Here is a 12,274-nt window from a genome sequence, read left to right as displayed (position 1 = left end):
GGAGCCCCGTCCGTCCCCCTATGCGGTGCCATCCGTCGAAACCTCACTCAAGAGAGCGCTCTCCCATCACAGAAGAACTCCAACTAGGTTCAACCAGACGGGAATTGCAGCTCAGCACCTTCTATTGACATGCCCGGGACGCGCTCCTACGTTCCATCGAGAGAGCGCTCTCTCGCATGGTCCAGGAATCCCCCACTTCCCCCGAACAGGAGTGCCGTGCTCTTCTTCCGTCATCGACGCACCGGCGACGAAAGCCGCCGCAGAACCCTTCCGTCCCGGCATCACCGCACGGCGGCACTCGTCGCCGCCGCGCTCGCCCTGTCCTTCCTCCAGGCGACCACCGGCAGCGCGTCCGCCGGGCCGGACACAGGGGCCGCACCTGCTCCCAAGGCCGCCGCGGACGTCGTCCGGGTCGCCGAGTTCCTCGCCGAGTGCCCGTACACCCACCGGGCTCCCGACGACCCGATCGTCTTCCCGGGACTGCCCGGGGCCTCGCATATGCACAGCTTCTTCGGCAACGACTCGACGAACGGCAACTCCGACCTCGCCTCGCTGGAGAAGGCCAGGACCAGTTGCGCCCCCGACACGGACCTGTCGTCGTACTGGGTGCCGACCCTGTACGACGGCGACAGGGAGGTCGAACCCACCGGCACGACGTTCTACTACCTGGGCGAGGGCGTCCGGGACGACGTCATCCAGCGGATCCAGCCGTTTCCCCGCGGACTGCGGATCGTCGCGGGGAACGCCAAGGCGACCGGTCCGGACGACAACACGATCTCGCGCTGGTCGTGCCTGCACCACGGAGAGGTCAACCCGTCCCACGACTTCGTGAACTGCCCGCCGGACGCGATGCTGGAGTCCTACCTGGACTTCCCGCAGTGCTGGAACGGCCAGGACCTCGACTCGGCCGACCACAAGAGCCACATGGCCTACCCGGTCGGCGGAGAATGCCCCTCGACCCACCCGGTGCCGGTTCCCAAACTGCGCCAGGTGCTGCGGTATCCCGTCAACGGTGACCCGGCGCGGTTGCGACTGGCGTCCGGCCGGGGCTACACGATGCACGGCGACTTCTTCAACGTGTGGCCCGAGGCAGAGATGGCGCAGCGTGTCCGCGACTGCATCAACGCCATCGTGAAGTGCGGTGCCGACGGCACCCCCTGACGCTCTGTCATCCATCCGATGCCCGTCCGGGGCCGCCCGCCCCGGACGGGTCCTTTCCCGAGGACCTCGTTGATGAAGGCGGCCCGCACCACCGCTGCGCTGTCCCTGCTGCTCCTTCTGGCCGGCTGCGCCGCCCCGGCGGACGCTCCGCGCCCGTCCGCATCCGCTCCCCCGGCCTCCGCTCCCCCGCTCTCCACTCCGGCCGATCCGACGGATGCCGCCTGGGTCCAGCTGATGACCCCGATGAACGAGCAGGCCGTGGCGCTGCTCTCACTCGCCGGGCAACGGGCGGCTGACCCCCGGATACGGAGCTGGGCTGCCACCCTGCGGACCGCCCAGAACGGTGAACTCACCCGACTGCGGCCGCTGCTGGCCCGCATGGGGCTGCCGGACACCAATGTGCACGAGGGGCACGAGATGCCGGGAATGGTGACGGAGATCGATCTCGAACGGGCCCGCACCGTCGAGGGCCGGGCGTTCGACCGCTTCCTCGTGGCGCAGATCCGCGACCATCTGCGCCAGTCCGCACAGGTGTCGCGCTCCGAGACGAAGGCCGGCACCCGCCCGGACGCCCGGCGGCTCGCCGCCGCGCTGGTGTCGGCCCGCCGGTCCGAACTCGACCGGCTCACAGGCCTGTCGGAACGCACCGGCTGATGCCTCCGCCGCCGTACGCCCGAAGCCTCGACGGCCGTTTCAACCCCGCTCGTACCACCCGGTATAAAGACTGCATGACTGCCGACGCACCGCTGCCCGCCCGTCCCGCCACGCTGGAGGACGTCGCCGGGGTGGCCGGGGTGTCCCGGGCGACGGTGTCCCGGGTGATCAACGGGGCGACCACCGTGGACCCGGCGCTGCGGCGGATGGTCGAGGAGGCGGTGGACGCCACCGGCTACGTGCCCAACCGCGCGGCCCGCTCGCTGGTGACCCGGCGCACCGACTCGATCGCGCTCGTCGTGTCCGAACGGGAACAGCGCACCGTGTCCGAGCCCTTCATCGGACGGATGTTCTCCGATCCGTACTTCGGGCGGGTGGTCAGCGGACTTCTCGAGGTCCTGCGCCCGGCGGGCATCCAACTGGTGCTGATGCTGGCCGACGACCAGGAGTCCCGCGACCAGTTGCTGTCGTATCTGCGGCACGGGCATGTGGACGGGGTGGTGCTGATCTCGTCACACGCGGACGATCCGCTCCCTGGACTGCTGCACGACACCCGGTTGCCCGCCGTGCTCGCCGGACAGCCCCGCAGGCCGACACCGATCACCTACGTGGAGGCGGACCAGCGTGCCGGGGCCCAGCTGGCCGCCGATCACCTGGCCTCGCTGGGCCGCCACCGGATCGGCACCGTGGCGGGACCGCAGGACATGCCGGCCGGCCAGGCGCGGCTCACGGGCTTCCTGGACGCGCTCCGCGCGCACGGCATCCAGGACGTGGCCGCCGCCGAGGGAGACTTCACACATGCGGGCGGGGCGGCGGCGATGCGGCGGCTGCTCGCGGACCGTCCGGACCTGGACGCGGTGTTCATCGCGTCGGACCTGATGGCCCTGGGCGCCATACCGGTGCTGTTGCGGGCCGGCAAGGACGTTCCGGGGGATGTCGCCCTCGTCGGGTTCGACGACAGCAGTGCGGCCCTGGCCTGCGATCCGCCGCTGACGACGGTCCGGCAGCCGGTGGAGGAGATGTCCGCGGAGATGGCCCGGCTGCTGCTGAAGCAGATCGGCAGGCCCGGCACGCCGGCGCCGTCCGTGATCTTCCATCCCACGCTGGTCCGGCGGCAGTCGGCCTGACCGGGGCCCTCCCCGGTGCGGTCAGCCCCCCGCGCCGCTGCGCCGCGTCCGTCCCCCTTTCGGGAGAGCCGGGGAGGCCCGGCACAACCGCGGCGTGAACGGGCACCAACTACTTGACGCCCAGGATCCGGAACTGGCGGGACCTCACCTTCTGCCGGCCCGCCCCACAGGCCCGGTACGTGCGCATCAGGCCCAGTACGTACACATCGACGCCCTGTTCGGCGAGCCGGGCCGCAACGTCATCGACTTCGGCTGCGGCTGCGGCTGCGGCTTCGACCTGATCAAGTCCCGGTTCCGGCAACTGATGCGGGTGGCCGTGTCGGTGCGCCGGGGCGCCATCTCCTCCGCGCAAGCCGGCCGAGGGCCGGATGCCCGAGGTGGAATGGCACGTAATGGCACGTAGTGGAGCACCTCACGGAGCCCTGTCACCGTGGAGGCCTGGCATCGCGTCCGAGGGCTCGTCCCGGGGACCGGGCTGAGGTCTCAGGAATCGGTCGACCAGCCCGTCCACGTAGTCCGGGGTGAGCGGACTCATGCCGAACAGGACGCGGATATACATCGGGGCCAGGATGTGGTCCAGCACGTCGAGCGCGTCGGGTGCACGCTCGCCGCGTTCGCGGGCGCGATCGAGCATGGACTGCAGTTGCCGGGTGCGTTCGACGCGGAAGGCGTCACGCGCCTGCAGCCCCTGCTGACCATTGTTCGACAGGGCGACGGCCAGGCGCACCAGCAACAGGCCGTCGGGTCCGGTGATCTCGCGGGCCACTTGGTGCGCGTACGTGCGCAGATCGCCGGCCAGACTCCCGGTGTCGGGCATCGGCGACTGTGTGTTGAGGCGGACGAGCGCCACGTCGGTGAGCAGGGTTTCAAGGCTCCCCCACCGGCGGTAGATGCTGCTGTCGGCCACGCCCGCGCGGGCCGCGACCTCGCCGACGGTGAAGTTGCCGTAACCGCGCTCATTGATCAGGTCGGTGACGGCCTGGTGCACCTCCGCGGCAACGCGCGCGCTGCGCCCGCCGGGCCGCCGGGCTCGCTGTTGTTCACTCATCCCCCCACCTTAACGCAGTTGGGGCTTGCGTTTATGAGGCGATCCTCCGTACAGTCGACTAACGCAGTCGACGGCTGCGTTAGTGCGCTCGTTGTTGGCCGCTTCGGCCATGGAGGGGCGTAATCGACGATGGAGAGGAACTCCCTTGACCGCATCGCCTGCGTCCGTAGGCAGTCGGCAGAGCCGGGCCGTGCTGCTCGCGGTGACCTGCCTGGGTCAGTTCATGGTCCTTCTCGACAACACGATTGTTGGAGCGGCGCTCCCCGATATGCAGCACCGGCTGCACACTCAGCTGACCGGTCTGCAATGGATCGTCGACGCGTACGTACTGCTGGTCGCCATGCTGCTGCTGTCCGGCGGTGTCTTCGCCGACCGGTTCGGCCGCAAGCGGGTGTACCTGACCGGCGTGGCGGTGTTCACCGTCGCCTCGGTGCTGTGCAGCCTCGCACCCTCGGTCGGCTGGCTGGTCGCCGGCCGGGTGCTGCAGGGCGTAGGGGCCGCGGCGCTGAGCCCCGCCTCGCTGGCCCTGCTCGTCGCCGCCTGCCCCGTGCCGCAGGAGCGGATCAAGGCGATCGGGCTGTGGGCCGGGTTCAGCGGACTCGGTCTGGCCGTAGGCCCCGTAGCCGGCGGGGTCCTGACGGATGTCTTCGGCTGGCCCGCCATCTTCCTGGTGAATCTGCCCATCGGCGTGGCTCTTCTGCTGGTCGGTCTGCGCAGTCTTGAGGAGACCCGCAATCCGAGCGCCCCGGCGATCGATGTCCCGGGGACGGTGCTGTCCGTTCTGGGGGTGGGGGCGCTGACCTACGGACTGATCGAGGGCGGTGCCCGCGGCTGGACCGCGCCGGTGATCCTGGGCAGCTTCACCACCGGGGTGATCCTCCTCGCCGCATTCCTCGCCGTCGAAGCGCGACGTTCCTCTCCGATGCTGCCGTTGCGGCTGTTCCGGCAGCGCCTGTTCACCGTGTCCAACACCGCCATGGTCGTGGTGGGGTTCGCGCTCATGGGTTCGTCGTTCTTCTTCTCCCAGTTCTTCGTGTACGTCCAGGGCAGCTCGATCCTGCGCGCCGGCCTGCAGACCCTGCCGATGTCCCTCGGCATGGTGATCGTCAGCCCGTACGCGGGCCGGCTCGCCGCCCGGTACGGCTTCCGCATCGTGGTCACCGCCGGCCTGACCCTGGCCGGCCTGGGACTGCTGGCGCTCGGCACGGTGCACGCCGACACGGGCTACGGGAACGTATGGTGGCGGCTCGGAGTCGTCGGCGTTGGCTTCGCCCTGACACTGTCCCCGCTGACGGGAGCCGCCATCCAGGCAGTCAGCCCGCAGGAGGGCGGCCTCGCATCAGGCATCAGCAGCACCACGCGGCAGATCGGCGCGGTGCTCGGTGTGGCGGTACTCGGAGCCGTCGTCCGCACCCGGGAATCCGGCGGCGCCTCCTTCGAGACCGGCCTCAACAGTGCCTTCCTCGCTGCCGGCGCCGTCACTTTGGCCACCGCCGTGTTCACGGGCCTGTGGCTGACCACGTCCGAGCCCGCGGAAGGCTCCGAGGCGCCGCGACGTTCCACCGCCCCAGGTGCGGTCACCACCTCGAACGAGGCATCCGAGCAGCCGTTGACGGCGACACCGAGCTTGGCCGGGAGGCGCCCCGCCGGATGATCCCCCGGCGGGACGCCTCCCGGCCGACAGGATGACGCTCCGCCCCTCTCACAAATGAGCAGGTAAGAGCGCCGAGCCCAGCGGGCTGGAGGACTCACTCATCGACTCCCTGATCAGCCGCTGGCGGGTCTGCCGTATCCGGGTCACACCCCGGGAACGCCGGGGCGGCCGTTCCCGGACCCGGCCCCGTCCCCCGTGCCGGGCACGGTCGGCCGCTCCGTCCGGGCGTCGGGCCCGTCCTCCCGCCCCACCGGCACCTGCGGTCCCGCGACGTCGCGCAGCCAGCCCCTCAGGACCCGGTGCACCGTCTCCGCGCCGACCAGTTCGGCCGGCCGGTCCCCGCCCTCGGGGGTGGCCGCGTCCAGCGGGTCCGTCATCGCACGCGGCCACAGCAGGAACGGCCGGGACTGCTCGCCGCCCAGACCGCCGTGCGAGCCGATCTGCTCCTCGAAGGCGTGCACGGTGCCGGTCTCGGGGTCGTACATAGAGTTGACCATCACATCCGCGACGTGCGGAAACGTGTCGGTGCGCCGGACCGCGTCGGCCGCGCCCCGCCCGAAGGGGGCCAGCGGGCCCTGCCCGTCCTTCAGTTCCGCCACGGGGATCCGCGCGCCGTCGCGCCCCAGCACCACCGATCCGTGCTGCTCGCTGCGGACGAGCAGGAATCCGATGCCGGGGTGGTTGGCGAGCGTGCCGAGCAGTGCGGGATGACGGCGGTCGAGCTGCTCCAGCGAGGCGCGGCCCTCTATGTCGGGGAAGGAGATCAGCCCGAGGTTGCCGGAGGCGAGGACGACCGGGTCGGAGGCCTTCGCCACCTGCTTCTCCTGGCCCTCGGAGACGGGCCGGTGGAGCGCGATCCGGACCGCGTCCCGTGCCTCGGAACCGCTCCGGGTGCGCTGGGCCCTGCGTGGCACCGGAAGTCCGCTGCCCGCCCGCACCAGGTCCTTGAGCGTCAGCCCGTACGTCCCGGCGAAGGTCTCCCCCGGGCTCTGTCCGTGGTCGGACAGGAGTACGACGCGGTAGCCGCGCGGTGTGTGATCGGCGACCTTGACGATCAGGGCGAGCGAGCGGTCCAGCCGGGCGAGGACCTTCTCGGCGTCCCGGCTGCACGGCCCCGAGTGGTGGGCCACCTCGTCGTACGCGACGAGGTCGGCGTAGACGGCGGTCCGTCCGGCGAACATGTCACCTATGACGGCGGAGACCACCACATCCCGTTCGACGACGGTCGCGAAGGCCCGGATGAAGGGGTAGAGCCCGCCACGCTTGATCCGGGGGGTGTCCTTGCGGATCCTGGAGCGCGTCGACTGTCCGATCTCACGGCCGACCTCGGCGACGAACGAGAGCGCGGTACGGACGGCGTTGGCCGGGTCGGAGAAGTAGGCGAAGTATCCGGCTCTGGAGCGCCGCCCCTTGCCCCGTCGGGCAGCCATCGACAGGACGAGCGCGAGCTGGTCGGCGCCGCCGCTGAAGAGGTTGCCGCGGCTGGCCCCGTCGAGGGTGAGCAGTCCGCCGTCGCGCGTGCGCACGATGGCGCGGCGCTGCAGTTCGAGAGCGCTGGCCGGTCTGCTGGAGACCATGACGTCGCCGGTCTCCTTCTCGTACCAGCGGAAGGCGGGGATGTCGTGGTTGCTGCCGTGCAGGATGCCGAGCTGGCTGGCGCCGGTCTGGCTGGACCAGTCGGTGCGCCACGGGGTGAGCCGATGGCCCGCTGTGTCGGCCAGCCAGTGCGCGACGGTCGGCATGAGCCCGTCGGCGGCGGCCTGCGCGAGGACGTCGTGGCCGACTCCGTCGAGCTGGATGAAGACGGTGCCGGGCGGCCCGTCGCCGCCCGCACCTCTGGTGCCGCTGCGCCGGCGGCGCCGTTCGGCCAGGCGCGAGAGCCTGCGGCGGTAGGCGTTGTCGTCACGGACGGCGAGGGCCGTCGAGGTCGCGGAGGCGACGGCGGACATCACGGCCGCGACGACGACGGCCGTCTCCGGGGCGGCGGCACCGCGCCCGTCGGGGATGAGTCGCAGCGCGATCAGCAGCAGCGAGCCGTTGAGGAAGAAGACCAGCATCCCGAGGACGAGGGCCGGCACGATGAGCAGGGCCCGTACGAGCACCGGCCAGACCAGCGCCGAGAGCAGACCGAACGCGCCCGCGCCCCAGGCCGCGGTGAACGCGGTCTTGGTCACGCTGTCGCCGTCGTCCGACTGGAGCTGGAAGTCCGGCAGAATCCCGGCGAGCACAAGCATCGTGAGCGTCGAGACCGCCCACACCACAATCACTCGCATCAGGGCGCTTCCGGCTGTTCGCCATCGCCCGTCACCCACGCCGCTGCCACCTCACGTCCGGGCCCCGCCGTTCCGGACCCTTCCCCAGCCTTTCACAGCGGGGCGGAGCGCCGCGGAGCGCCGGGCGAGGGGCGGTCGGGCGGTCGGGCGGTCGGGCGGTCAGCAGCCGTCGTAGCCGGCGGTCGGCATGGAGAGCCTGCGGTGCACGTCGGCTTTTGTACGGGCGCTGTACTGCGGTTCGTCGAGATCGGCGATCTCCAGGCGTACGCCGCGCCGCTCGCACTCCGCGGCGAACTGCGGAACCGAGGCGATGGCCCGGGCGAGCACCCGGTCGGTGGGGGCGACGAAGAGTTCGGCCTCGCCCCCTTCGATGTCGGCCCAGAGCGCGTGGTGGTCGGGGGGCAGTTCGTAGAAGCGCAGCTGCCGGGTGACGACGTAGCCCTGCTCGGCGGCCCAGCGGGCGCACATGTCCTGCTGGCTGCGGGTGTCCACGAGGAACGGATCGCTGTCGAGTTCCTCCAGCGGTGTGAGGCTGGCGATGGCCGCCACCCGTACGTCCCCCATGACCGTCCCCCGTGCTAGGCGTTCCCCGACCCTACCCGCCTGGTTCCCGCACAAGAAGGCGCATGTCCGGCGTGGAGGGGCGTACGGGGGCAGGCGCGCGCTCGGAGGGGGCGCGCCTGCCCGTCGGGCCGTCAGCCGTCAGCCGTCAGCCGTCAGCCGTCGAGCGAGGTCATGACGTGCTTGATGCGGGTGTAGTCCTCGAAGCCGTAGGCGGAGAGGTCCTTGCCGTATCCGGACTTCTTGAATCCGCCGTGCGGCATCTCGGCGACCAGTGCCATGTGGGTGTTGATCCACACGCAGCCGAAGTCGAGGTTCTTGGACATCCGCATGGCGCGGGAGTGGTCCTTGGTCCACACCGAGGAGGCCAGCGCGTAGTCGACGCCGTTGGCGTAGGCGACGGCCTGGGCCTCGTCGGTGAAGGACTGGACGGTGATGACGGGGCCGAAGACCTCGTTCTGGATGATCTCGTCGTCCTGCTTGAGCCCGGAGACGACGGTCGGGGCGTAGAAGTAGCCCTTCTCGCCGACCCGGTGGCCGCCGGCCTCGACCTTGGCGTGCGTGGGGAGGCGCTCGATGAAGCCGCTGACCTGGGCCAGCTGGCCCGCGTTGTTGAGCGGGCCGTAGAACACGTCATCGTCGTCCGGCTGCCCGGTCTTCGTGTCGGCGGCGGCCTTGGCCAGTGCGGTGACGAACTCGTCGTGGACGGACTCGTGGACCAGGACGCGGGTCGCGGCCGTGCAGTCCTGACCGGCGTTGAAGAAGCCGCCGACGATCAGGTCGTCGACCGCCTTCACCAGGTCGGCGTCCTCGAAGACCACCGCGGGCGCCTTGCCGCCGAGCTCCAGGTGGACCCGCTTGACGTCGATGGCCGCGCTCTGCGCCACCTGGATGCCGGCCCGGACCGAACCGGTGATGGAGGCCATCGCCGGGGTCGGGTGCTCGACCATCAGCCGGCCCGTCTCCCGGTCGCCGCAGACGACGTTGAAGATGCCGCGGGGCAGCTCCAGCGACTCCAGGACGCCCCCGATGATCTCGGCGATCAGGGCGGTCGACGCGGGGGTGGTGTCCGACGGCTTGAGGACCACGGCGTTGCCCGCGGCGAGCGCCGGGGCGAACTTCCAGACGGCCATCAGCAGCGGGTAGTTCCAGGGTGCGACCTGTGCGCAGACACCGACCGGCTCGCGGCGGATGATCGAGGTCATGCCGTCCATGTACTCGCCGGCCGAGCGGCCCTCCAGCAGCCGGGCCGCGCCCGCGAAGAAGCGGACCTGGTCGATGGCGGGGGCCAGTTCCTCGCTGCGGGTCAGGTGCAGCGGCTTGCCGGTGTCGCGGCTCTCGGCGGCGACCAGCTCGTCGGCCCGGTCCTCCATCGCGTCCGCGATCCGCAGCAGGGCCAGCTGACGCACGGAGGGCGTGGTGTCGCGCCAGACGGGGAACGCGGCGGCGGCAGCGGCCATGGCCGCGTCGACGTCGGCCTCGCCCGAGAGCGGCGAGGTCGCGTAGACCTCGCCGGTGGCCGGGTCCACGACGTCGAGCGTGCGGCCGTCCGAGGCGTCCGCCGGGACACCGTCGATGAAGTTGCGGAACGTAAGGGTCATGCGGGGAGAACCGGTTTCTCTCGTGGTCGGGCGGCGGTGTCGCACAGGCCGGCCTCGTGGCCGGGCGGTGTTGCGGGCGCCCGGCCCGGGGGCGGTGATGTGCGGGTCAGGCGGCCGTTCGGGCGGACAGGTGCTCGTGGACGGCGGGCCAGCCGCCGTCGGCGGCGCGGGCGAAGACGATCGTCTCGCGCTCATGGACCGTCTCCTGTCCGGCCCGGGTCGAGACGGTCGTCTCCACGTCGTGGCTGAAGACAGCGGTGGACCCGAAGTGCTGGATCAGCTGCCCGGTCGAGGTGCAGCCAAGGACGCGGAAGTCGTCCTGGTCCACCCATTCCTGCCACAGCGCGCGGTACTCGGCGGTGGAGCCGAGCCGCTGCGGGGTGGAGTGGAAGACGAAGGTCGCTTCGGGGGCGAAGGCACCGAAGTAGTCGTCGAGGCGGCCCTCGGCGAAGGCGGCGACGAGCGCCTCGGCGGCGGCCCGGATCTCTTCGGTGTCCCGGTCGGGCGTGCTCATGGACGGCTCCTGGTTACGGAAAGCGGGTGGAGGCGGGAAGCAGTGTTCAGAGCGCCGTCGCCGGTTCGGCCGCGGGCTCCTCGTCGACGCCGCTGATCGGCGGGACGGGCGTGTCCGAGGCCCGGACGAACCGCGGCCCGTCCGGCCCGTACACACCGCGCGGCTCGGGGAACACGGTCAGCAGGGCGAGGTAGAGGACCGCGGCGAGGCCGAGGCCGATCGGCAGCGAGATGTCCGTGCCGTTCGCGAGGTTGCCGAGCGGGCCGACGAACTGGCCGGGCAGGTTGGTGAACAGGAGCGCCACCCCGGCGGAGAGCAGCCAGGTGGCCATGCCGCGCCAGTTCCAGCCGTGGTTGAACCAGTAGCGGCCGCCGGTCTGCCGGCGGTTGAAGACCTGGAGCGCGTCCGCGTCGTACCAGCCGCGCCTGGTCAGGTAGCCCAGGGCCATGACGACCATCCACGGCGCGGTGCAGGTGATGATCAGCGTGGCGAAGGTGGAGATGGACTGCGCGAGGTTGAGCGCGAAGCGGCCGACGAAGATGAAGGCGATCGACAGGGCGCCGATGAAGAAGGTCGACTGCACCCGGCTGAAGCGGGTGAAGACACTGGAGACGTCGAGCCCGGTGCCGTACAGCGCGGTCGTGCCGGTGGACAGACCGCCGATCAGGGCGATCAGGCAGAGCGGCAGGAAGTACCAGCCGGGCGAGATGGCGAGCAGCCCGCCGACGTAGTTGGGCGCGGCCGGGTCGACGTACTTCGCGGCCTTCGTGGCGATGATCGACGCGGTGGCGAGGCCGAAGACGAAGGGCAGCAGCGTGGCGATCTGGGCGAGGAAGGCCGCACCCATGACGCGGCGGCGCGGGGTGTCGGCCGGGATGTAGCGGGACCAGTCACCGAGGAAGGCACCGAACGAGACCGGGTTGGACAGCACGATGAGTGCGGCGCCGACGAAGGACGGCCAGAACAGCGGGTCGGCGGTCGAGGTGAACGCGCCCGCGTACCCGGCGTCGAAGTCTCCGGCGAAGGCGAACGCGCCGAGGACGAACAGGGCCGAGGCCGCCACCACCGCGATCTTGTTGACCAGCAGCATGAAGCGGAAGCCGTAGACACAGACCACGAGGACGAGCCCGGCGAAGATCGCGTAGGCGATGCCGTACGAGAGGTCGGACTCGGGGACGTCCGCGAGGCGGTGCGCGCCGCCGACGAGGGCGTCGCCGGAGGACCACACCGAGATCGAGAAGAACGCGACCGCGGTGAGCAGGGAGAGGAACGAACCGACGACCCGGCCGTGCACACCGAGGTGGGCGGAGGAGGAGACGGCGTTGTTGGTGCCGTTGCGCGGGCCGAACAGAGCCATGGGCGCCAGCAGCAGCGCACCGGCGACGAGTCCGAGGACCGTCGCGGTGAGGCCCTGCCAGAAGGAGAGGCCGAACAGGATCGGGAAGGCGCCCAGCACACAGGTCGCGAAGGTGTTGGCGCCGCCGAAGGCGAGCCTGAAGAGGTCGACGGGACGGGCGGTGCGGTCCGCGTCGGGGATCCGCTCCACACCGTTGGTCTCGACTTCGGTGATCGAGGTCGTCACGGGCGCTCCACCTACTGTTCGTGCTGTTCATGCGGGGGGGGCTGGCCCCTCAGTGTGTGGGCCCGTGTCGGCGTGGGCAATTGTGAAAGTCACAGACGG

At 71.0% G+C, this 12,274-nt stretch carries 11 protein-coding genes; 5 read left to right on the top strand and 6 right to left on the bottom strand.

Annotated elements, in window-relative coordinates; translation table 11 throughout:
• Positions 1-216: 216 nt before the first annotated feature.
• The 4 genes from ACIOEW_RS07750 to ACIOEW_RS07735 all read left to right on the top strand — a co-directional run bounded on the left by ACIOEW_RS07750 (position 217) and on the right by ACIOEW_RS07735 (position 3,345).
• Complete coding sequence (locus tag ACIOEW_RS07750) at positions 217-1,161, top strand: DUF1996 domain-containing protein (protein WP_401962304.1); 945 nt, start codon at positions 217-219, stop codon at positions 1,159-1,161.
• Between the two features lie 72 nt (positions 1,162-1,233).
• A complete protein-coding gene (locus tag ACIOEW_RS07745) occupies positions 1,234-1,815 on the top strand; it encodes a DUF305 domain-containing protein (protein WP_401962302.1) in 582 nt (193 codons plus the stop codon).
• 74 nt (positions 1,816-1,889) lie between these two features.
• Positions 1,890-2,942 (top strand): LacI family DNA-binding transcriptional regulator, encoded by a 1,053-nt coding sequence (locus tag ACIOEW_RS07740; protein WP_362555389.1) that lies wholly within the window; start codon positions 1,890-1,892, stop codon positions 2,940-2,942.
• 94 nt (positions 2,943-3,036) lie between these two features.
• Positions 3,037-3,345, top strand: a complete 309-nt coding sequence (locus ACIOEW_RS07735; protein WP_401962299.1) for a hypothetical protein — start codon at positions 3,037-3,039, stop codon at positions 3,343-3,345.
• Positions 3,346-3,354: 9 nt separating this feature from the next.
• Here ACIOEW_RS07735 and ACIOEW_RS07730 read toward each other — a convergent pair whose 3' ends face one another.
• The gene (locus ACIOEW_RS07730) at positions 3,355-3,990 is read right to left on the bottom strand and encodes a TetR/AcrR family transcriptional regulator (protein WP_401962297.1); all 636 of its coding nucleotides are present in this window, start codon (positions 3,988-3,990) and stop codon (positions 3,355-3,357) included.
• 223 nt (positions 3,991-4,213) lie between these two features.
• On the opposite strand from ACIOEW_RS07730, the gene ACIOEW_RS07725 reads away from it, so the two are divergent.
• Complete coding sequence (locus ACIOEW_RS07725) at positions 4,214-5,644, top strand: MFS transporter (protein ID WP_401962972.1); 1,431 nt, start codon at positions 4,214-4,216, stop codon at positions 5,642-5,644.
• A gap of 143 nt (positions 5,645-5,787) precedes the next feature.
• Here the strand turns inward: ACIOEW_RS07725 and ACIOEW_RS07720 are convergent, their stop codons facing one another.
• The 5 genes from ACIOEW_RS07720 to ACIOEW_RS07700 all read right to left on the bottom strand — a co-directional run bounded on the left by ACIOEW_RS07720 (position 5,788) and on the right by ACIOEW_RS07700 (position 12,175).
• Positions 5,788-7,917: an alkaline phosphatase family protein gene (locus ACIOEW_RS07720; RefSeq protein WP_401962294.1), complete on the bottom strand. Its 2,130-nt coding sequence runs from the start codon at positions 7,915-7,917 to the stop codon at positions 5,788-5,790.
• Positions 7,918-8,076: 159 nt separating this feature from the next.
• Positions 8,077-8,481 (bottom strand): hypothetical protein, encoded by a 405-nt coding sequence (locus ACIOEW_RS07715; protein ID WP_362555380.1) that lies wholly within the window; start codon positions 8,479-8,481, stop codon positions 8,077-8,079.
• A 152-nt stretch (positions 8,482-8,633) separates the two neighbouring features.
• On the bottom strand, positions 8,634-10,079 hold the full coding sequence (locus ACIOEW_RS07710) for a gamma-aminobutyraldehyde dehydrogenase (protein WP_401962291.1): 1,446 nt from the start codon (positions 10,077-10,079) through the stop codon (positions 8,634-8,636).
• 106 nt (positions 10,080-10,185) lie between these two features.
• Positions 10,186-10,593, bottom strand: a complete 408-nt coding sequence (locus ACIOEW_RS07705) for a nuclear transport factor 2 family protein (RefSeq protein WP_362555376.1) — start codon at positions 10,591-10,593, stop codon at positions 10,186-10,188.
• Between the two features lie 46 nt (positions 10,594-10,639).
• On the bottom strand, positions 10,640-12,175 hold the full coding sequence (locus ACIOEW_RS07700; RefSeq protein WP_362555374.1) for a cytosine permease: 1,536 nt from the start codon (positions 12,173-12,175) through the stop codon (positions 10,640-10,642).
• Positions 12,176-12,274: the final 99 nt, after the last annotated feature.

Origin of the sequence: Streptomyces sp. NPDC087901 (assembly GCF_044742205.1) — a bacterium.
Classification (GTDB): Bacteria; Actinomycetota; Actinomycetes; order Streptomycetales; family Streptomycetaceae; genus Streptomyces.
The sequence above is the reverse complement of the archived record's forward strand: the minus strand, read 5'-3'. Positions and strand labels throughout refer to the sequence as shown.

Bases quoted from the DNA above. Each gene is read 5' to 3' on its own strand.
- ACIOEW_RS07705 (WP_362555376.1), bottom strand. From the start codon at position 10,593: ATGAGCACGCCCGACCGGGACACCGAAGAGATCCGGGCCGCCGCCGAG.
- ACIOEW_RS07725 (WP_401962972.1), top strand. From the start codon at position 4,214: ATGGTCCTTCTCGACAACACGATTGTTGGAGCGGCGCTCCCCGATATG.
- ACIOEW_RS07730 (WP_401962297.1), bottom strand. From the start codon at position 3,990: ATGAGTGAACAACAGCGAGCCCGGCGGCCCGGCGGGCGCAGCGCGCGC.
- ACIOEW_RS07720 (WP_401962294.1), bottom strand. From the start codon at position 7,917: ATGCGAGTGATTGTGGTGTGGGCGGTCTCGACGCTCACGATGCTTGTG.
- ACIOEW_RS07745 (WP_401962302.1), top strand. From the start codon at position 1,234: ATGAAGGCGGCCCGCACCACCGCTGCGCTGTCCCTGCTGCTCCTTCTG.
- ACIOEW_RS07740 (WP_362555389.1), top strand. From the start codon at position 1,890: ATGACTGCCGACGCACCGCTGCCCGCCCGTCCCGCCACGCTGGAGGAC.
- ACIOEW_RS07710 (WP_401962291.1), bottom strand. From the start codon at position 10,079: ATGACCCTTACGTTCCGCAACTTCATCGACGGTGTCCCGGCGGACGCC.
- ACIOEW_RS07715 (WP_362555380.1), bottom strand. From the start codon at position 8,481: ATGGGGGACGTACGGGTGGCGGCCATCGCCAGCCTCACACCGCTGGAG.